Origin of the sequence: Bifidobacterium pullorum DSM 20433 (genome assembly GCF_000771405.1) — a bacterium.
Taxonomy (GTDB): Bacteria; Actinomycetota; Actinomycetes; order Actinomycetales; family Bifidobacteriaceae; genus Bifidobacterium; species Bifidobacterium pullorum.
Genome location: NZ_JDUI01000001.1, coordinates 278617 through 298631 on the forward strand (window position 1 = coordinate 278617; position 20015 = coordinate 298631).

Annotated in this window: 15 protein-coding genes; 4 read left to right on the forward strand and 11 right to left on the reverse strand. The window is 66.2% G+C overall.

Translation table 11 applies throughout. The annotated features are described in order from the left end of the window. Positions 1-12: 12 nt before the first annotated feature. From alr to OU11_RS09455, 6 genes are all read right to left on the reverse strand, one after another. Positions 13-1371 (reverse strand): alanine racemase, encoded by a 1359-nt coding sequence (gene alr, locus OU11_RS01140; RefSeq protein ID WP_033514057.1) that lies wholly within the window; start codon positions 1369-1371, stop codon positions 13-15. Positions 1372-1519: 148 nt separating this feature from the next. After that, the gene (locus OU11_RS01145; protein ID WP_033514058.1) at positions 1520-2035 is read right to left on the reverse strand and encodes a GNAT family N-acetyltransferase; all 516 of its coding nucleotides are present in this window, start codon (positions 2033-2035) and stop codon (positions 1520-1522) included. A 157-nt stretch (positions 2036-2192) separates the two neighbouring features. Next, positions 2193-2681 (reverse strand): S-ribosylhomocysteine lyase, encoded by a 489-nt coding sequence (locus OU11_RS01150; protein WP_033513980.1) that lies wholly within the window; start codon positions 2679-2681, stop codon positions 2193-2195. Positions 2682-2894: 213 nt separating this feature from the next. Next, positions 2895-5027: a RecQ family ATP-dependent DNA helicase gene (locus tag OU11_RS01155; RefSeq protein WP_081963376.1), complete on the reverse strand. Its 2133-nt coding sequence runs from the start codon at positions 5025-5027 to the stop codon at positions 2895-2897. Positions 5028-5087: 60 nt separating this feature from the next. Further along, complete coding sequence (locus tag OU11_RS01160; protein ID WP_033513981.1) at positions 5088-6101, reverse strand: pyridoxal-phosphate dependent enzyme; 1014 nt, start codon at positions 6099-6101, stop codon at positions 5088-5090. A gap of 269 nt (positions 6102-6370) precedes the next feature. Continuing rightward, positions 6371-9181 carry an excinuclease ABC subunit UvrA gene (locus tag OU11_RS09455; protein WP_034887735.1) on the reverse strand — a complete coding sequence of 937 codons (2811 nt, stop codon included), beginning with the start codon at positions 9179-9181 and terminating at the stop codon, positions 6371-6373. A 247-nt stretch (positions 9182-9428) separates the two neighbouring features. Here OU11_RS09455 and OU11_RS01170 point away from each other — a divergent pair, with 247 nt between their 5' ends. After that, complete coding sequence (locus OU11_RS01170; RefSeq protein ID WP_033513983.1) at positions 9429-10694, forward strand: putative ABC transporter permease; 1266 nt, start codon at positions 9429-9431, stop codon at positions 10692-10694. An 88-nt stretch (positions 10695-10782) separates the two neighbouring features. On the opposite strand, the gene OU11_RS01175 is transcribed toward OU11_RS01170, so the two are convergent. Further along, complete coding sequence (locus OU11_RS01175; RefSeq protein ID WP_033513984.1) at positions 10783-12771, reverse strand: right-handed parallel beta-helix repeat-containing protein; 1989 nt, start codon at positions 12769-12771, stop codon at positions 10783-10785. Positions 12772-13063: 292 nt separating this feature from the next. Here OU11_RS01175 and OU11_RS01180 point away from each other — a divergent pair, with 292 nt between their 5' ends. The 3 genes from OU11_RS01180 to OU11_RS01190 are packed head-to-tail and all read left to right on the forward strand — an operon-like array spanning position 13064 to position 16352. Beyond that, complete coding sequence (locus tag OU11_RS01180; RefSeq protein ID WP_081963367.1) at positions 13064-13822, forward strand: MptD family putative ECF transporter S component; 759 nt, start codon at positions 13064-13066, stop codon at positions 13820-13822. A 38-nt stretch (positions 13823-13860) separates the two neighbouring features. Further along, on the forward strand, positions 13861-14697 hold the full coding sequence (locus tag OU11_RS01185; protein WP_223224121.1) for an energy-coupling factor transporter transmembrane component T: 837 nt from the start codon (positions 13861-13863) through the stop codon (positions 14695-14697). Continuing rightward, complete coding sequence (locus OU11_RS01190) at positions 14694-16352, forward strand: ABC transporter ATP-binding protein (protein WP_081963368.1); 1659 nt, start codon at positions 14694-14696, stop codon at positions 16350-16352. Before OU11_RS01185 ends, OU11_RS01190 begins: the two co-directional genes overlap by 4 nt. A gap of 88 nt (positions 16353-16440) precedes the next feature. On the opposite strand, the gene OU11_RS01195 is transcribed toward OU11_RS01190, so the two are convergent. From OU11_RS01195 to OU11_RS01210, 4 genes are read right to left on the reverse strand one after another with little or no spacing between them, the layout of a single operon-like run. Then, positions 16441-17277: an ABC transporter ATP-binding protein gene (locus OU11_RS01195; protein ID WP_081963369.1), complete on the reverse strand. Its 837-nt coding sequence runs from the start codon at positions 17275-17277 to the stop codon at positions 16441-16443. Further along, positions 17274-18131: an ABC transporter ATP-binding protein gene (locus tag OU11_RS01200; RefSeq protein WP_081963370.1), complete on the reverse strand. Its 858-nt coding sequence runs from the start codon at positions 18129-18131 to the stop codon at positions 17274-17276. Before OU11_RS01200 ends, OU11_RS01195 begins: the two co-directional genes overlap by 4 nt. Next, the gene (locus OU11_RS01205; RefSeq protein ID WP_033513985.1) at positions 18121-19023 is read right to left on the reverse strand and encodes an ABC transporter permease; all 903 of its coding nucleotides are present in this window, start codon (positions 19021-19023) and stop codon (positions 18121-18123) included. The genes OU11_RS01200 and OU11_RS01205 overlap by 11 nt, the downstream gene beginning before the upstream one ends. Next, positions 19020-19997: an ABC transporter permease gene (locus OU11_RS01210; RefSeq protein WP_033513986.1), complete on the reverse strand. Its 978-nt coding sequence runs from the start codon at positions 19995-19997 to the stop codon at positions 19020-19022. Before OU11_RS01210 ends, OU11_RS01205 begins: the two co-directional genes overlap by 4 nt. Between the last annotated feature and the right edge of the window lie 18 nt (positions 19998-20015).

Sequence of the window (20015 nt, forward strand, 5' to 3'; positions counted from 1 at the left end):
TCCCTGCCGGTCCTACAGGATGCTGGCGGGGTCGAGCAGCCTGAGGTCGTCCTCGGACAGCACCTCGCGCGCGTTCAGGTACAGGCGCGGGATGCGCCCGCGCAGGCAGGTGAACACCTCATAGCTGATCGTACCGGCGGCGCGCGCCCAATCGTCGGCGGTCGGCTCGCCGTAGGCCTCGCCGCGCCCCGGGCCGAACAGCATGACCGTGTCTCCCTCGTGCACGCCCAATTCGGAGGCCGAGCCGCACAGATCGAGTACGAACTGGTCCATGCACACGCGTCCGGAGACGTGCAGCACGCGCGGCCCTTCCACGGTCATCACGCGCACCGGGCCGCCGGGCTTGTCCACGTGCTGCGCGCCCTCCACGTCGAAGCCGGAGGCGGAGCGGTGGATGCCGTCCGCGTACCCGATCGGCACGATCGCGGTGCTGGTGCGTTCGCCGGTCAGGTAGGTGCGTCCGTAGGAGATGCCGTGCCCGGCCTGGACGTCCTTGACCGTGCCAAGCTGCGCCTGCAGGGTCATGGCCGGTTTGAGCCGGTACTTGGCCGGCGTGCCCATGGCCGGGTCAGGCTCGTAGCCGTACAGGCCGATACCGGGGCGGGTCAGCTCGAAGCGGATCTCCGGGCGGTCGAGCGTGGCGGCGGTGTTGGCCAGATGCCGGATCTGCGGCGCGATGCCGGCCTGTTTCATCAGCTCGGTGAACGCGTTGAAGTTCTCGATCTGCTGGTCGGTGGCGGCCACGAACTCCGGTACATCGGGGGCATCGGCCACGGCCAGGTGGCTCCACTGGCCCACCACGCGCACCAGTCCCTCCTTGGCCAACGGCGCGAGCCGCGCCACCGCGTCGGGGAAGTTCATCTCGGTGAAGCCGTTGCGGCCGAATCCGGAATCGACCTTGACATGGATGAACGCGGTGCGGCCGGTGGCGCGCGCCGCGTCGGCGACCAGCTCGATGCCGTCGAGGGAGCCGACCGACACGTCGATGTCGTTGGCGATCAGCTCGTCCAGCGGCGCGGTGGGGCCGCTGTACATCCAGGTCAGGATTCGGCAACGGTCCAGTCCGATGCCGGCCTTGCGCAGCAGCAGCGCCTCACGGGCCTGCGCGGTGCCCAGCCAGGTGGCGCCGCCGGCGAGCGCGGCGAGCGCGGACGGGATCAGCCCATGCCCGTAGGCGTCGGCCTTGACCACGCCCATGACGGCAGTGCCGGATTCGGGTCCGCCGCACACCTCGACCAGATGCCGCATGTTGTCGCGCAATGCGGCGAGGTCCACAATCGCCTGCGCCGGGTATTCCCGGAGCGCCCGTTCGTAGTTCGCCTTACCCTGCTCGCTGGAAAACCGCCATTGCGGTGCTGCACTCAATGTCATGGTCTCCATTGTGTCCCCTTGCGGTGACGAATACGGTGGTCTTCCGTTACTTTTTCAGTGTTTTGTCACTTTTCGGCGTATGCCAGGCCATCTGTGCGTGCGGCGCTTCTCATCCCGGCATTTTCGGCACCGGCGTGTGACATGCCTGTCACCATTCGTGGCGCTGGTAGGCGATGCGGGTGGTGTCGGTGGGTCGGTCGAGCAGCTGGATCAGGCCGCAGCGGGCGAACCCGCAGGTTTCGAGCACATGCTGCATGGCCTTGTTGTTCGGATGGGTGTCGGCGCGCACGTTGCCGTAGTGCTTGAGCGCCCAGGTGATGCAGTCGCGCGCGGCGTGGCGGACCAGTCCCGCCGAGGCGATGCGGTGGATGGTCACGTAGGCGTCGTTGTCGAGCCAGGCGCCGTCGATATGTCTGTAGGTCGGATCCTCCCCGGGGCAGAGCGCGAACTGGGCCAGGATGCGTTCCCTGCCGTCCACGCGGTCCACGAGCAGCATCGTGCGATGGTTGGCGATGTCGTCGAGGACGACCTCCTCCTTGGGGAATGTGGTGCCCCATTGCGTGGGGTTGCCGCTGCGCGCCATGAGTTCGCGGGCGTGCGCGTAGATTTTCTGCATCTGCGGGAAATCCCGCATTGTGGCGTGACGGAACCGCCGCGCGGGCATGGTGTCGGTCAATTGGTCCTCATCTTCCTCATCGTCAACTGACCGATAAAGCTAGCACGGCGTATCGTCTTACGCGTGCGCACGTCCACGTGGTGAAGTCCCGCGCCATCACGGCCGCGGCCGGGCGGCACCGTTGCGCCGGCCGCACGACGGACTCTCAGACCACCCTGCGCTCGAACGGGTCGGAGCTGATGCCCTGGGCCAGGATGTCGCGGCACCACTGCTTGGCCGTGAACAGGCTGTGGTCGCGGTAGTTGCCGCAGCTTTCGATGGTGGTGGCGGGCACGTCCTCCCAGGTGGCCTCTTCCGCGATGAACTCCAGGGATTCCTTGAGGGCGCGGGCCACGTCCTCGGTGGAATGCTCGCCCCAGGTCAGCAGATGGAATCCGGTGCGGCAGCCGAACGGCGAGCAGTCGATGTATCCGGGGATGCGTTCGCGCAGCAGGACCGCGATCGTGTGTTCGATGGTGTGCAGGCCGCCGGTCGGGATGGCGTTCTCGTTGGGTTGGACCAGCCGCAGGTCGTAGTTGGAGATCACGTCGCCGTTCGGTCCGGTCTGCGTGTCGATGTAGCGCACATACGGCGCCTTGACCTTGGTGTGGTCGAGTTGGAAGCTTTCCACCACCGGCTTGCTGTCTTCGCTCATCCCTGTCTCCTTATGGTGTCGGTTGCAGTCAGGTACCGTCCATTATCCGCCTGCCGGGTTACACGCCACGCATATGGACGTCCCGCGATCTGTCCGAATCGGGGGATTCGTTCGGAATGGGTCGCATAGTTGCGTTGCCAACGCAAGAATCGGGGGATTCGTGCATATGAGCCGGCACGGCACGCCGCCATGTGGCGCTGGAGGAGGTGCGGCCTAGGCGGACTCGGCGATGGTGGCGAGGAACCGTTCGCCGTACAGATTCAGCTTGTTCTCGCCCACGCCGTGGACCTCCAGGAATTCCGCGGGCGTACGCGGCCGTTTGGCGCACATGTCGCGCAGGGTCTTGTCCGAGAACACGATGTACGGCGGCTTGCCGATCTCCTGCGCGATATCCCGGCGCAACGCCCGCAGCCGCTCGAACAGCATCTCGTCGGCGTCGGTGAGTTCGGCGGCATCCTGCGCGGCCACGGCCGGGGAGCCCCCGGTGCCGTATGTTCCGCCCACATGCCGGGGCGCGGCGCCCCGCCCCGAGGCGGCACCCTCCCTGCGTTCCACACGTTTGATCGCATACCGGAACTCGGGGGTCACGGTTTCCGCCGCCCGCGGGCCGAAACGCACGATCGGCAGCCGCCCCTCGGAGATGAACAGGAACCCGTCGGTGGCCATCTGACTGAGCACATCCCGCACCCGCGCTTCGGGCACATCGCGCAGCACACCGTAGCTGGGGCATCGGTCCAGTCCTCGGGAGACCACGTCCTGCGCCTGCGAGCCGCGCAGCACGGCCACGATCTTGCCGGAGCCGAACGACTGGTTCACGTCATGCACGCATCGGCTGATCGCCCGCGCGATGTCGGTCACGTCGATGGTCTCGAACGTGCTCTCACAGTTCGAGCAGTTGCCGCAATGCGCGTCACGTCCGTCATCCGACTCGCCGAAGTAGCGGGTCATGTACCGGTGCAGGCAGTCGGTGGTCCGGCAGTAGCCGATCATGCCGTCCAGCAGCCGACGCCGGCTCATACGCACGATCTCGCGCTCCTCGGGGGTCAGCCGTTCGTTCTCGTTGTCGGTGTCGAGCAGCCGCCGGCGGGTCACGATGTCGCCCTCGTTCCACAGCAGCGTGCACCGGCTGGGTTCGCCGTCGCGCCCGGCGCGCCCCGCCTCCTGATAGTAGGCCTCGATGCTTTCGGGCATGTTGTGGTGGATGACGAACCGCACATTCGATTTGTCGATGCCCATGCCGAAGGCGTTGGTGGCCACGACCACTGGCACCCGGTCGGTGACGAAGTCGCGTTGCGCCCGCCCACGTTGGTCGGCCAGCATGCCGCCGTGGTAGGCGACCGCAATCGACGCTCCCCCATCGCCGCCGAAAGTCTCCGCGCCCGCCGCGGAGGGCCCCGCAGCGCCGCCGTTTTCGGCTGTATCGACGACGACGCCGCGCCCGCCGTCACCTGCGCCGAAGACTCCGGCACCGGCGGCCGATCCAGACGCCGTTCCGGCCGCCGCTCGCAGCTGCGGCACGATCTGGTTGATCGTTTCGGCGAGTGCCTCGGTCTCCTTGCGCGTGGAGCAGTACACGATGCCCGAATCCTGCGGGTGCGCGGCGATGTACTGCGCCACCCATGCGGCCTTGTGCTTGGTCTCCAGGCGGATGACGTCGAAGTACAGGTTCGGCCGGTCGAATCCGGTGACGGTCACCAGCGGGTCGCGCAGGCCCAGCAGCGTGACGATGTCGCGCCTCACGCGTTCGGTGGCGGTGGCGGTGAACGCGGCGACGGTGGGCCGCTGCGGCAGCGAGGCAATGAACTCGCCGATGCCGAGATATGCGGAGCGGAAATCCTGACCCCACTGGGATACGCAATGCGCCTCGTCAACGGCGACGAGCGCGATCGGCACCTGTGCCGCGAACCGTTGGAACCGTTCGGTTTCCAGCCGTTCGGGGGCCACGTACAGCAGCCTGACCTGTCCTGCGGCGGCCTGGGCCAGCACCATGCCCTGTTCGTCCGGATCCTGCGTGGTGTTGATGTACGCGGCGTTCAGACCCGCGTCATTCAACCCATCCACCTGGTCACGCATCAGCGAGATCAGCGGCGAGACGACGATGGTGACGCCCGGCAACAATGCGGCGGGGATCTGATAGCACACGGATTTGCCGGCACCGGTCGGCATGACGCCGAGCACATCCCTGCCGGCCATGATCGTTTCGACCAGCCCCTCCTGTCCGGGCCGGAACGAATCGTAGCCGAAGTACCGTTTGAGCGCGGCCAGCGCCCGCGCCGCGACGCCATCCACGGCATCCGCGTTATCCGAGCCGCTCGGGAGACCCGCGTCTCCTGTGATATCCGTCATATCCGCATCGCCAACCATACCGTCCAAGTCTAGCCGAGCGCCATGGATGACGGTAGATATCTACAGATACCGTTCGACCAGCGCGGGAGCGGACGTGCGTTCGACCACGTCGGCAAAACCGTGGGCGCGCATCCAGTCATCGTTGAAGATCTTCGACATGTAGCCACGGCCGGAATCCGGCAGCAGCACCACCATCAGCTGGTTCTCGTCCAGATCATGCTCACGCGCGTACCGGATCGCCGCAGCCACGGCCATGCCGGACGACCCGCCGACCAGCAGTCCCTCCTCGCGGGCGAGCCGCCGCGTCATCTCGAACGAGTCGGCGTCCGGCACCGGCACGATCCCGTCGATGACGGACGGATCGTAGACCTCGGGCACCTCCTCCTTGCCGGCACCCTCCACCAGGAACGGGTGGGTACGCCCCTCCCCGGATGAGAACACCGAACCGTCCGGATCCGCGCCGATGACGGTGATCGCACCGCCGGAGATCTCCTTGAGATACCGCCCGGCGCCAGTGATGGTGCCGCCGGTACCGATGCCGGCGACAAAATGGGTGACCAGTCCATCGGTATCCCGCCAGATCTCCGGGCCGGTGGTCCGGTAGTGGCTGTCCGGACCGTTCGGGTTCGCATATTGGTTCGGCATGTAGCCGCCGGGAATCGTTGACGCCAACCGTCGCGCAACCGAATAATACGAGCCCGGATCATCCGGTTCCAGACCGCTCGGGGTCACGACGACCTCGGCGCCGTAGGCCCGGAGCACGTCGCGCTTGTCCTGCGAGACCTTGTCCTGCATGACGGCGATCATCCGGTAGCCGCGCTGCTGGGCGAGCAGGGCCAGACCGACACCGGTGTTGCCGCTGGTCGGTTCGACGATCACGCCGCCGGGCTTCAACTCGCCGGAGCGTTCCGCCGCGTCGATGATGCGTTCGGCGATGCGGTCCTTGGACGAACCGCCGGGATTGAGATACTCGACCTTGACCGCGATGGTGGCGCGCACGCCGGTGGCGACACTGTTGAGACGGATGAGCGGGGTGTTGCCGATCAGATCGGTGATACGGGTATGGATGGTCATGATGCTGCCTTCTGCGAGTTGTTGACGGTTGCGGAATCGAAGTCGGAGGAACGGACGATGCGACCGCGGGTGCGGCCCGATTCAGCGACAACAACAGCAGCGAATGATCATGCTGCGAGCATAGCAAGCCGGATATGGAACCGGCACCCCATGTCCACCATGCAGACGCGTCCTACCACAGCACCGGCAGCATCTGCAGTCGGGGAATCTCGCGACGCCGGACCAGCAGCGCGCACAGTCCGTCACCGAATCTGTTCGAAAAGCCGGTCCTACAACACGGACTTGAGGTACCGCCCGGTGACTGAGTCGGGGTTCGCGGCGATATCCTCGGGCGTGCCGACCGCCACGATGCGGCCGCCATCCTCGCCGCCGCCGGGGCCCATGTCGATGACGAAGTCGGCGTTGGCGATCATGTCCAGATCGTGTTCGATCACGACGATCGTGGCACCACCGTCGAGCAGGCGCTGCAATACGGCGATCAGCGTGCGCACGTCCAGCGGGTGCAGGCCGGTGGTCGGCTCGTCGAGCACGAACATCGACGTGTGCTGCTTCTTGCCCAGCTCATTCGACAGCTTCAGCCGTTGCGCCTCGCCGCCGGACAGCGACGGCGTGTCCTCGCCGAGCGTCAGATACCCCAATCCCAACGACGACAGCGTCTCCAACGCCGTATGGATGCGCCGGCACAGCGTCGGGGCAATACGGTCACCCGCACCGACCTGCGAGGCATCGCCGGCCCGCACGGCGTCGGCGGCCCGCACGGCGTTGTCGCCCCCGGCAACCGACCCGTTCGACGCAGCCGGTCCGGCATCGCGCGCCTCGCATTTCACCGCCCTCTTCGGGTCGAACACCGACAAGGCCTCATCCACGCTCAGCGCCAGCACCTCCGGCATCGTCAGTCCTTGCGGGCGGGTCGGCGTCGCCAGACGCACCGTATCAGCCTCGGCGCGGAACCGTCGGCCTTCGCAGCTCGGGCAGGGAATCGTCACGTCAGGCAGGAACTGGATGTCCAGGTCCACCCGCCCGGTGCCGTCGCACTGCGGGCAACGCAGCGAACCGGTGTTGTAGGAGAAATCGGCGACCTTGTAGCCCTTCCCCCTGGCCGCGTCCGTGCCGGCGAAGGCGCGCCGCAGCATGTCCATCACGCCCGAATAGGTGGCGAGCGTGGAGCGCACGTTGATGCCGATCGGCGTCGAGTCGACGATGCGGACACGGTCGATGCCCGCCGGATCGATCGACGTAACGTGCGCCGGCAGCAGACGGTCCTCCGCACACGCTTCGATTGCCGGCACCAGCGATTCCAGAATCATCGTGGTCTTGCCGGAACCGGAAACGCCGGTGACCGCGGTGAGCCGCCCGCGCGGGATTGCGACATCCAAAGCGCGCACGGTGTGGACCGGCGCGGTGGCCATGCGCAGCCATCTGCGGTTAGTTGCGGATTCGCAACTAACCGCAGACTGCTCCGCATCCACGTCAGACTCCGCCACCGCCACGTCTTCCTCCTCGATATCCCGGAACGACGCAACTCCCGCCGCGGACGCGCCGGAGATAGCGGGCGACTGCCCTGCCCAATCAGTCGGCAACGGGCCCGTCCAATCCGCCGGCAACGACGGAATTGCCGCTCGCTCACGAATGACCGACGGCTCCCGGCCGGTCAGGAATCCGGCGATGCGGGATTCGGGGTTCACGGCAATCTGTTCAGGCGTGCCCTGCGCGAGAATCCGCCCGCCTTCCCGTCCGGCGCCGGGCCCCATCTCGATGAAATGGTCGGCGGCGCGCAGCACACGCACGTCATGGTCGACGAACACCACCGAATTGCCGGCGTCGAGCAGGTCATGCATCACGCCGATCAACCCCTCGATGTTCGCCGGATGCAGGCCTGTGCTCGGCTCATCCAGCACGTACAGTACGCCCGTGGTCTCGTTGCGCACCGCGCGCGACAGTTGCGCACGCTGGCGTTCGCCGGTCGACAGCGACGCCGACGAACGGTCCAGCGTCAGGTACCCCAAGCCCAACTGCATCAGACGGCCGCCCATCTCCCGCAGCGTGGCGACCAGCGTTGCCGCCATGTCCCGCATCTCGGCGGGCAGTCCATCCGGCACGCCCTTCGCCCATGCCAGCACGTCACGCAGCGGCATCGCCGTCACCTCGGCCAATCCGTATCCGCCGATTCGCGGGGCGCGCGCCGCCTCACTCAGACGCGTGCCGCCGCAATCCGGGCAGGTGCGTTCCACCAGGAACTTGGCCACCTTGGCGAACCGCTTCTCATCGGTGGCGCGTTCCAGCTCCTTCAGCACGGTCAGTCGCGCGTTGCGGAAGGTGAAGTCCAGATCATGTACGCCCTTCATCGACGTGACGACGATATGCTTCTTCTCCTCGGGACCGTTGAACACGATCTCGCGCTCGGCGTCGGTCAGACTGCGGAACGGCACGTTCGTGCGCACGCCGAATTCACGGACGATATCCGGTTGCACGTTGAACCCGAACGTGCGCCAAGGCACCACCGCCCCCTCGTCGATCGTCAGCGACTCGTCGGGAACCAGCGTGGCGTCGTCCACCTCGCGCACGATGCCGGTGCCTTGGCAACGCAGGCAGGCGCCGGTCGAATTGAACGCCAGGTCCTCGGCGCCCGGCCCCATGAAGGACACGCCGCACTCGGGGCATACGGTGTCGGCCCCGGTGGCCACGTCCAGCGAAGGCGGCGCGTAATGCCCGTTCGGGCAACGGTGGCTGGCCAGACGGGAGAACATGAGCCGCAGGACGTTGAGCAGTTCGGTCATCGTGCCGAAGGTCGAGCGCATGCCGCCCGCACCCGGACGCTGCCGCAGGGCCAGCGCCGGCGGCAGATAGCTTATCTCGTCGACCTGCGGACGCCGGGCCTGGGTCATGCGCCGGCGCGTGTAGGTGGACAGCGCATCCAGATACCGGCGCGAGCCCTCGGCGTACAGCACGTCGAGCGCCAGCGACGACTTGCCCGAACCGGAGACGCCGGCGATGCCCACCAACGCATCCAGGGGGATGCTCACGTCGATGTTCCTGAGGTTGTTGACCCGGACCCCCGTAACCTTGATCGCCTTCGGCATCACGCGCTCCTTTCGCCTTCCCTCTCATCGTAGCCGCGGGGCGACACGCGGAAGTGGTGGCAAACCTACCCCGGAAGTTTGCCGGGATTGTTGGTTTTCCGCGAAAGTCGGCAAACTTCAGGGGTAGGTTTGCCACGCATCGGCGTGTCGCCCACCCCCGTAGAGGGGGCGGCCCGCAGCCGCCACGGCTACGATGGAAATGTCACGCCCAGCGCCGTGTCGCGTGTCTGATTATGAAGGAGTTCCCATGTCGGCTGCCGCATCCATACCTTCCGCCACACCATCCGCCCCGGCGTCCGCGGAGCCGTCCGCCCGGGCGAACAGCAAGATTCCGCTGCTGATGAAGATCTACGGCGTCATCTCGCTGGTCAGCGGCGCGACCGTGCTGGTGGGCGGTGCGCTGATCATCTGGTCGCTGGCCAACGGCGGCGCCGATGCCGTCGGGCACTCATACCACGTCACGCTGACGGTGACGTTGACCGTCATCCAACTCGTGCTGGTGTTCGTCCACTGCATCTCCGCCATAGCGTTCGGCATCTCGCTGCTGCGCAACCGGCGCCGGCATGCGGCGCTCTACGCCTATCTGCTGGTGCTGCTGAACATCGTGATCGGTCTCATCACCATCATGTTGTTGGGCTTCAAAGGCCATGTGGCCGATCCGCTGATCCGCATCGCGATCCTTCTGGTCATCGCCGCCACCGTGGATCCGTCGCTCAACCGCGAGCGCGAGCTGGCACGCCAACGGCGCGACAAGGAGCTCGCGCAGGAGGCCGCCGCCGGCACGCTCGGGCGCGCCAAGGACGGCCGCGGGTTCATCGAGTTGAACTTCTTCAACCTGTTCTGGGTGTTCACGGTCTGTTGCGTGATCGGCCTGATCATCGAGACGATCTACCACATGGTGATCGTCGATCCCGGCCACTATCAGGACCGCGCGGGCATGCTGTTCGGCCCGTTCTCGCCGATCTACGGATTTGGCGCCACGTTGATGACCATCGCACTCAACCGGTTCTACAAAGCCAATCCGCTCATCATCTTCCTGGTGTCGGCCGTGATCGGCGGCGCGTTCGAGGCGGCGACCAGCTGGTTCATGGAGGTGTCGTTCGGCGCGGTGGCTTGGGATTATTCCGGGTTCACGATCTTCGGCCTGTTCCCCGACCCGATCGCCGAGCTGACCGGCGGACGCACCAGCACGCTGTTCATGTGCATGTGGGGCGCGCTCGGGTTCGTGTGGATCAAATTCTGCCTGCCATGGTTGCTGCGGCTGATCAACCGCATCCCCTGGCAATGGCGGTACGCGGTCACCACGGTGTGCGCGCTGCTCATGCTGGTCAACGGCGTGATGACCCTGCAGTCGCTGGAGTGCTGGTATGACCGCGAGTCCGGACTGCAGCCGAACTCGCCGGTCGAGGTGTTCTACGCCAAGCATTTCGACAACGCATACATGCAGCACCGCTTCCAAAGCATGACGATCACACCGGAGAAGACGGCCCGCGTGCCCGGGGCCGCGAACTGAGGTTCGCACTACTTCGGGTTTTCCCATCCGGACCGGCGGAAAATGGCGAGTCCGGATGGGAAACCTTGAAGTAGTGCGAACCCCGTGTTCACCACAACGGCTGCTCGGCCCCGTCGGACTGCGCCAGCGGCCCCGGCACCACGGCCACACCGCGGTGGCCGCCGAAATAGTCGCGGTCGAAGACGATGGCCGTGCCATCCGGATTCTCGAAGCGCTGCTCCGGTTCGAATGCGCACCCCAGCACGTCGCTGTCGACCATGCCGGCGCGGAACTCGCCCAGCACGTCATACAGGTTGGTCCTCAGGCGCGGTCGACCGTCCTCGCCGACCACCACATCCACGCTCACCGGATGCTCGGCGTCGACCAGACAGTCGGTCTCATGCTTCCACGCCTTCGCGCCGTTCAGGTACGCATTGCCGCGGCACCAGACCGGCAGGCTGTGGAAATGTCCGGGCTCGAGCTTGCCCATGTCGGGGGTGTCGGTGTCCATGTCGAACATCGCGATCCACTCGTCGTAGGTCGGATACTCGTCCATCACATGCGTGCCGACCTCGCGGTTCTCCTCGTCGAAACCGTCATCATTGTCATGCAGGGTGACGAACGGCTCGGCCGGCCACTTCTGTACGAAGATGTTGTTGTAGAACCGGTCATCGCCATGCAGGATCGTCATGAAGCCCATGACCTCGGTGCGGTGCGGCATATGGTACGGAGTGTAGCGCCAGGTCGTGCCGCCGCCCACACAGGTCAGCGCACCGCAGATGAGGTTGTGGACCATGGCCACGCCTTGGGTGGCGAATCGCAGTGCGGCATCGGACAGCAGGATGTTGTTGTCGATGAGCGTGGGGCCGTGACTGACCTCCACGAACAGGTCCTGGCTGCACATGCCGCCCTTGAGCTGCTTGGCGAACGCCGGACGCTGGTTGTCGTGCAGCAGGTTCTGGCTGATGCGCGTGCCTTGCGCCTCCCAGTCGCACCAGATGCCCATCGTGCAGTGGTGGATCCAGTTGCGGCGCATCGTCACGTCGATGGCCGCGTGCATCTTGATGCCGGCGATTTCGGCGCCGCCCAGCTCCATCATGTTGTTGATGTGATGGATGTGGTTGTCCTCGATCAGCGAGAACACGCCGCCCATGCGTCCGATGATGCCGCCCTGCTGGCAGTCGTGGATGTTGCAGCGGCGGATGATATGGCCGCCGACCTTCTCCTTGAGCCAGCCGTGGTATTGGCCGCGGCAGACGGCGTCACGCTCCATCTGGGTCGGGCTCTTGACGTGCCGGGTGGTGAAGTAGTGATCGTTGTCCGGATCGTAGTACTTGCCCAGCGAGATGCCGGCGCACTTGCTGTTGCTGATCTCGCAGTCCTCGATGATCCATCCCTTGGACCAGTGCGGGCCGATCATGCCGTCCTGGTAGGCGGCCGGTGGCGCCCAGGTGGTCGCGGCCTTGGTGACGACGAATCCGCTGACCGTGATGTAGCCGACGCCGGTTTCCGACGGCATGAAGCATTCGCGGCGCACGTTGATCTCGACGTTCTCCTCGTTGGGGTTGCGCCCCTGGAAGTTCGCGTAGATCACGGTCCGGTCGCCGTCCTGCTCCGCGTACCACTGGTAAACGGAGGCCTCCGGCTCCCATGAGGTTTCGGAGGGTTCGGCCTTGAGGCAATCCTCCACGCTCGCGGCCTCGTACATCATCTTGTCGTTGAGGTAGACCGCGCCCGTGTGCTTGCTGCGTCCGGCGAAGTACCAGTCGCCGTACACGTAGGTGGTGTACGGGTTGTAGGTGCCGAACACCGTGTTGTCAATGCGGGCGACCCACACGTCACCCTGATACGGTTCCCAGTCGCGCACCTGTTCAGCACCGGTGATCACCGCGCCCAGCGGTTCGACGCTGCGGTAGGTGATGCGCGCGTCCTCGGTGCCCGCGTGGCGGGGGTTCACGTATTCGCGGTAGATGCCGGGGGCGACGAGCACCTCGTCGCCGGGCATGGCGACGCGAGCCGCGTCGTCGATGTGCCGGAACGGACGCGATTCGCTGCCGTCGCCGTCGCGTTCCGCATTGATGTCCACGTAGATTCGCATGGCTGGTTTCCCCATTCGCTTCATTGCCGGTACGGAGCAGGCAGCGACGCCTCCTCCGCTTTAGTTTTGTCATCTTACATAATAGGAGCTCTTTGGTACAACGTCTACCTCAACGCCCGTCAAATCCCATATGGCGACTGCGCGCAAAGCAGGCGCGGCATTATCCCACATTCGCACGCAAAAGAAAAGTCTTGTTTTCCGCCATTTCGCCCGATAGGTTGAAACCAGCATCGCCACCCGGCATCCACCGCGGCATCCAAGCCGCAGCCCGGCACAACACAAAGGACGCACCATGACCGAGCACGCAACGCCCGAATCCCCCATCGACGCCGCACCATTCACCTCCACGTCCGGCATCACGACACCCGACGCCGCTGCCGGCACCGCCGAGTTCGCCACAGCGCACCATGGCACCGCCCCCGTCGCAACGCCCGACGCCGCCCGGACGCTCCCCCGCGGATTCAAGGCGCTCAGCGTCCCCGACCTGGTCACCATCGGCGTGTTCACCGCCATCTACTTCGTGCTTGTGGCCGTCTGCACGTTCGCCTCGGCCATCGTCTTCGCCGGATTCGGCTCCATCCTGCTGCCGGCCCTGTGCGCGCTGGCTGCCGGCTGCGTGTACATGCTGCTGGTCGCCCGATTGGGCAGATTCGGCGGCATCACCGTCATGGGACTGGTGATGGGGCTGTTCTTCCTGGTCTCCGGGCATTTCATCCTGGCGTTCCTGGCGAACATCGTGTGCGCGCTGGCCGCCGACCTCATCGCCGCCGCGGGCAAATACCGCAGCAAAGCCGGCATTCTGGCCAGCTACGTGGTGTTCTCCTACGGCCTGACGGGCCCGATCCTGCCGTTGTGGTTCATGAAGGACGCCTATGTGGCGGCGTTGGAAGCCAAAGGCAAGGACGCCTCCTATATCGACGGCGTATTCGCGCAGGTGAACGCCGGATCGTTCTGGCTGGCCATGGCGGCCATCCTCGTGTGCGCGCTGATCGGCGGCTGGTTCGGTCAGCGGATGTGCGCCAAGCATTTCGCCAAGGCGGGCATCATTTGACCGGCACGATAGAGACGGCACCGCACGCAGGAGCCGCCGTGACCGGCATCATCACCACACGAGGCACCGCCGGCACGCCCGCAACCACCGCAACCGGCGGCGCCGCATCCTCCGGAGGCGTCGCAGCCGTCGGAACCATCGAGACCGCCACAACCGCAGGAACGGCGGGTGCACGCGCACGCCGGCTCCGGCTGGACCCGCGCACCAAACTGTTCCTGCTGCTGGAAGCGAATCTGCTGCTGTTCTGCCATGTGGACACGCGGACCGAGGCGCTGCTGACCGGGTTCTTCCTACTGTTGCTGTTCCTGTCCGGCAGAATCCGCGCGGGTGTGCGGTTCGCACTGATCTACGCCGTGCTGCTGGCGCTGAGCCTCATCGAACCGCCGACGCACGGCACCGGCGCATGGCTGGCCATCTTCCCGATGCTGGCCGTCGGCATCCGCATGCTGCTGCCCTGCCTGATCACCGGCGCATTCGCGTTCACCACCACCACTCCCGGTGAGTTCACCGCCGCACTCCGGCGCATGCGCATCCCCGAAGCGGTGATCATCCCCTGCATTGTGGTCATCCGCTTCTTCCCCACGCTGCGCGAGGACTACCGGCATATCCGCAATGCCATGGCCCTGCGCGGCATCCCCTCCGGCGGCAGGTCACTGCTGCGCCATCCGGCGCAATCCTTGGAGTACATCATCGTGCCGTTGCTGATGAACGCCACCACCGTGGCGCAGGATCTGTCCGTGGCGGCGCTGACCAAGGGGCTGGGCAATCCGGGCCGCCATACCAGCATGACCGATATCCGCATCGGTTTGCTCGACTGGGCCGTCATGGCGCTGTGCGCGCTGCCGCTGATCCTTTTCCTGGCGGGGTCGCTATGAGCAACGCCCCGGATTCACGAAACGGCACGGGCCGTATCATCATCGACGCGCAGCATATCGGATTCCGCTACCGCACCGGACCATCGGCCGAAACGGAAACGACCGGTCGCGCCGCCACCGCCGCGTCCCCCGCTACGGGCACGTTGGCCAACGCGTCGTCCGGCGCATCGGCCAACGTGCCCGCCGCGCTGGACGACGTCACGCTCACTGTCCGCAACGGCGAATTCGTGGTGCTGTGCGGCCAGAGCGGCTGCGGCAAGACCACGTTCACCCGGCTGCTCAACGGTCTGACGCCCGCATTCCACACCGGCGACCTGACCGGCTCGTGCACGGTGTACGGACTGCGATCCGGCCAGGCCGCCATCGAGGAATACGCCGCCGTGGTGGGCAGTGTCTTCCAGAATCCGAAGACGCAGTATTTCAACGCGCTCGTGGCTGACGAGCTGGCCTTCCCCTGCGAGAACGCCGGATGGGAGCCGTCCGCGATCCGCGAGCGCGTGCGGGAGGTTGCGGAATCGTTCGGCATCGCGCATCTGCTGGATCGGAGCATCTTCCAGCTCTCCGGCGGTCAGAAGCAACGCATCGCCGTGGCCGCCGCCTGCATGCTGCGCCCGCGGTTGCTGGTGCTCGACGAGCCGACCAGCAATCTGGACCGGCAAGCCATGGCGGACCTCAATGCCATGCTCTCCCATATCAAAGCTTCCAACGTCACGATTGTGGTGGCCGAACACCGGCTGGCCTGGTGCGCCGACCTGGCCGACCGCTACGTGCTCTTCGAATCCGGCCATATCATGCTCGACTGCCCCTCCGACCGGTTCCGGAGCATGCCGGAGCATCAGCGCGAGCAATGGGGGTTGCGCGCCTTGGACCTGTCCGCGTCTCACGCTGCTGTGCGGCAACGCGTCACGGCCGCGCCGCAGCCGCGCAACGGCATCACGGCCGCGGCGACGACCATCGGCCCCCAGCTTCGGCCGGACGCAACGTCTCCGGTCATCGCCACCCGCGGACTGACCGTCGGCTACCGTGATGCCCGCCCGTTCGGCCGGCTGCGCCGCCCCAATCCCGGACACGAGCGTTTCAGTCGGACGATTCCCGATCTGTCGCTGTATGCCGGTCGGATCGTGGGGCTGATGGGGCATAACGGTGTCGGCAAAACCACATTGGTGCGCACCCTGGTCGGCTTGGCCAAACCGTTGGCCGGCAACGTGCTCAGGCACGGCGAGACGGCATCGTCCGCCGAACTGACACGACACGGGTTCCTGGTCATGCAGGATGTGAACTATCAGCTGTTCGCCGATTCGGTGCGCGGTGAGCTGCTGCTGTCCACGCCGTACCGCAACGAGTTCGACGCGCCTGAGGATATCCTGCAGACCGCCGACCGCATCCTGGCCGATCTGGATCTGGCGGGGCTGGCGGACAGGCATCCGATGAGTCTGTCCGGCGGGCAGAAGCAGCGCACGGCCATTGCCTCCGCGTTGATGTGTGATAAGGAGCTGATTGTGCTGGACGAGCCGACCAGCGGCCTGGACCTGTGCCATATGCGCCAGGTCGGCGCGTTGCTGCGCGACCTGGCGGACCGGGGCAAGGCCGTGCTCGTGGTGACCCATGACGAGGAGTTGGCCGCCGAATGGTGCGACACGGTGGTCCTGCTCTGAAGGCAGGTTCGCACTACCTCAATGTTCAGGAAACGGATTGGCGGAATTCCGCCAATCCGTTTCCTCAAAGCCGAAGTAGTGCGAACCTCTATGACGCGGCCTCGATAAGCGCCCGGGTATAGGTGCTCCGCGGAGCGGCGAGCATCCGATTCGTAGCGCCTTCCTCCTCGATACGCCCGTCGTGCAGGACCACGATCCGATCGGCCAGATGCTGCACCACGCCCAAATCATGGGAGACCACGATCAGCGCCATGTCCGGCGTTCGCTCGCGGATGGCGGCGAACGCCTCAAGGATCTGGATGCGGGCGGCCACGTCAATGGCACTCATCGGCTCATCGGCCAACAGCACCTTGGGATGGTTGACGATGGCACGCGCGATGGCCACGCGTTGCGCCTGACCGCCGGACAATTCCACCGGATACCGGTTCAGGAACGCCGCCGGCTCAAGCCCGACCGTCTCCAACGCCGCCCCGCACCGGGCCACCACCTCGGCGGAGGACATGCCGCGGTATCGCAACCGCAACGGCTCCCCCACCGACCTGGCCACCGTCCACCGTGGATTCAGCGAAGAGAACGGGTCCTGGTACACCAGCCCCGATTCGCTGCGCAACGCCTGGCGGCCGTCCTGCGACGCCACGTCCCGTCCGGCATAGGCCACCGTGCCGGCGTCGGCGGCTTCCAGGCCCAACAGGATGCGGGTCAGCGTGGATTTGCCCGACCCGGATCCACCGATCACGGCCAGGCATTCCCCGGCCCGAATGTCAACCGATACGTCGAACAGCACCTGCCGGCGTTCCGAACGGCTGCCGAACCATTTGTCGATGTGGCACCCACGCAGCACCACGTCATGTGCCACGTCCACGTCCCGCTCGTCCGCAAGCCCATCCGTCCGCGTCGCCTGCGGCGATACCGCACTGTTCGTCATGCCCGCACCTCCGCTTCATCGCATTCCCGGGCCGAAACCTGTGCGGATGCCGCAGCGGAGGCATCCCGCGTGGCATCCGGCCATGCCGTGTGCAAGGTCAGCGCGCGGGCTGCGCGCACCAGCCGTTCGGTCCGCTCGTCCTGAGGACCGGCAAGCAACGCGGCCGTCTCGCCGGTCTCCACGACCGACCCCTCGTCCAACACCACGCAGCGTGTGGTGGCGCGGGCCAACACCGAGAAGTCATGGGTGATGAACAGCATCGAAGCGCCTGCGCCGTCGACCAGCGATACCAGCAGGTCCACGATCTGACGCTGGGTGATCGAGTCGAGCGCCGTGGTCGGTTCGTCGGCCACAATCAGCCGCGGCGAGGTGATCAGCGCGGTGGCGATGCCGACACGTTGGAGCTGCCCGCCGGAAAGCTCGTGCGGATGTTTGCCCTCCACGTCTGGCGGCAGCCCGACCTTGTCCAGCATGGCGCGCACGCGGTCGACGCGTTCGGCGCGGGCCAGATCGTAATGCAGCCTCAGCGGCAGTTCGATCTGTTTGCCCACGCTCAGCACGGGGTTCAGCGATGCGCCCGGATTCTGGAAGACCATGCCCGTATACCGGCCGCGCAGACCGGCGAGCGTCCGGTCCGAGGCGCCAACGACCTCGGTGCCGCCAAGCGAAATCGACCCGGATACGGCGACGTCCGGCGGCAACAGCCCCAGCATGGCGCGGGCGATCATCGACTTGCCCGACCCGGAGGAACCGATAAGGCCCACACGCTCCCCGTCGCCAACCGTCAGGTCGACCCCGTGGACGATCTCCTGCCCACCGATGGCGATGCGCAACCCGCGGATGTCAACGCCCATGCCCGTCCTCCTTGCCAGATACGCCCGTCCCCTGGCGCAATGCGGGATTCGTCACCGGGTCGATCGCATCGCGCAGGGCGTCGCCGAACAGGTTCAATGCCACAACCACCACGGTCACCACCAAACCCGGCCACAGCACGGTCAACGGGTACACGCTGATGAACCGCACGGTGGTGGCCAGGGAATGCCCCCAGCTGGGTGTGCCCGACGGCACGCCCACCCCAAGATAGGTCAACCCCGATTCGGCAAGCACCGCGGTGCCGGCCGACAGGGACAGCTGCACCAGCATGACCGGCAGGATATTCGGCACGATATGTCGGAACAGCACATATGCGCCCGAAGCCCCGTCCGCCATCGCGGATTCCACGTAGGCGGACCGTGCGACCAGCAGGGCTTGCGGCCGCGCCACGCGGGCCAGGTTCAACCCGTATCCGAATCCGCAGGCGATGACGATGACCGCCACCGACGCCCCCAGCGGCACCGCCAGCACCAGGGCGATCAGCACGGTGGGGATCGAGATCAACGCGTCGACCACCACCACCGAAGCGCCGGCCAACACCGTATGCCGCGAGACCATGGCGGCCACGAACAGCAGACCGAGCGCGGCGGCGACCAGCACCGTCAGGATCACGATGATCAGATTCGTCCGGGAACCGGCCATCAGCCAGCTGAAGACATCGGCCCCGGTGCCGTCCGTGCCCAGCCAATGCTCCGCGGACGGGGCCTGCCAGGTGTGGTAGCCATCGGTCTGCATCAGCGGCCGAGGCGTCCAGAACAGCGAAACCACCGACACCAGCACCCACAGGCCGATCACCATCAGCGGGAACCTGCCGCTGGCGCGCCGCCACATCGAACGCAGCACCACGGCCGCGTAACCGTTCGCATCATTCATGCGGACACCTCGTTTCCGTCAGCGGACGCCTTGAGCCGCGGATCCAGGGCCCGATGCGCCAGATCGACGACCAAACCGATGAGCAGGAAGAACGCGGCGAGCATGAACAGCTCGCCCTGCACGGCGATCAGGTCGCGGTTGCCCACGTCGGTGACCAGCCCCGTGCCCAATCCGGGAAGCGCGAACAGGTTCTCGATGACCATCACGCCGGTGATCATCTCGGCGAAGGTCAGCCCCACCACCGACACCATCTGCGGCATGGCCAGCCGCAGCCCGACATGCAGCACGGCCTGGGTGCGGGTCATGCCGCAGGACATCGCCATCTCGATATACCCGGAGGCGACGAACTCCCCCAACGCCGACCGCGTATACCGCATCAGGCTCGCCCCTACGATAACGCCCACGCTCAGGGCCGGCAACGCCAACGAGGCCAACGCCGCCCCGGGCGTGCCCCAGCCCGAGGTCGGGAACCCCTGCGAGGGCAGCACGCCCAACAGTCCCACGCCGCGGCCGAACAGCAGAATCAGCAGCATGCCGCCCCACAACGCCGGAATGGCGCCACCGATGATGGAAACCAGCCGGTAGATGGCACGGGAGCGACGCCCGCGGGCCAACGCCGCCGCGCATCCCAGCGGGATGCCGATCAGCATGGCGATCACCAGCCCCAGTATGATCAGCGGGAACGTGACCGCCGCACGCGCCCCCACCTGCGTGGTGATGGAGCGGCCGGTGAGCATGGACGTGCCGAAATCACCGCGGACCAGCGCACCGCACCAGTCCAGATACTGCACGGGCAGCGGCCGGTCCAGCCCCAGTTCGGCGCGCAGCTGCGCCACGCGTTCGGGCGGCGAATTCACGCCGGCCATCACGGCGGCCACATCGCCCGGCAAAATGCGCAACATGGCGAACACCGCCACCGAAATGGCCAGCAACGCCACCACAAACAGCAGCAGTCGTCGGAGTACGAACCTCATGATGCCTCTCGATGCCTC

What these genes read in the sequence shown, in the direction of transcription:
- OU11_RS01160 (WP_033513981.1), bottom strand. Translation starts at nt 6,101, where the DNA reads ATGACCATCCATACCCGTATCACCGATCTGATCGGCAACACCCCGCTC.
- OU11_RS01205 (WP_033513985.1), bottom strand. Translation starts at nt 19,023, where the DNA reads ATGAATGATGCGAACGGTTACGCGGCCGTGGTGCTGCGTTCGATGTGG.
- OU11_RS01180 (WP_081963367.1), top strand. Translation starts at nt 13,064, where the DNA reads ATGACCGAGCACGCAACGCCCGAATCCCCCATCGACGCCGCACCATTC.
- OU11_RS01145 (WP_033514058.1), bottom strand. Translation starts at nt 2,035, where the DNA reads ATGCCCGCGCGGCGGTTCCGTCACGCCACAATGCGGGATTTCCCGCAG.
- OU11_RS01210 (WP_033513986.1), bottom strand. Translation starts at nt 19,997, where the DNA reads ATGAGGTTCGTACTCCGACGACTGCTGCTGTTTGTGGTGGCGTTGCTG.
- OU11_RS01155 (WP_081963376.1), bottom strand. Translation starts at nt 5,027, where the DNA reads ATGACGGATATCACAGGAGACGCGGGTCTCCCGAGCGGCTCGGATAAC.
- OU11_RS01175 (WP_033513984.1), bottom strand. Translation starts at nt 12,771, where the DNA reads ATGCGAATCTACGTGGACATCAATGCGGAACGCGACGGCGACGGCAGC.
- OU11_RS01170 (WP_033513983.1), top strand. Translation starts at nt 9,429, where the DNA reads ATGTCGGCTGCCGCATCCATACCTTCCGCCACACCATCCGCCCCGGCG.
- alr (WP_033514057.1), bottom strand. Translation starts at nt 1,371, where the DNA reads ATGACATTGAGTGCAGCACCGCAATGGCGGTTTTCCAGCGAGCAGGGT.
- OU11_RS09455 (WP_034887735.1), bottom strand. Translation starts at nt 9,181, where the DNA reads ATGCCGAAGGCGATCAAGGTTACGGGGGTCCGGGTCAACAACCTCAGG.
- OU11_RS01200 (WP_081963370.1), bottom strand. Translation starts at nt 18,131, where the DNA reads ATGGGCGTTGACATCCGCGGGTTGCGCATCGCCATCGGTGGGCAGGAG.
- OU11_RS01195 (WP_081963369.1), bottom strand. Translation starts at nt 17,277, where the DNA reads ATGACGAACAGTGCGGTATCGCCGCAGGCGACGCGGACGGATGGGCTT.
- OU11_RS01190 (WP_081963368.1), top strand. Translation starts at nt 14,694, where the DNA reads ATGAGCAACGCCCCGGATTCACGAAACGGCACGGGCCGTATCATCATC.
- OU11_RS01150 (WP_033513980.1), bottom strand. Translation starts at nt 2,681, where the DNA reads ATGAGCGAAGACAGCAAGCCGGTGGTGGAAAGCTTCCAACTCGACCAC.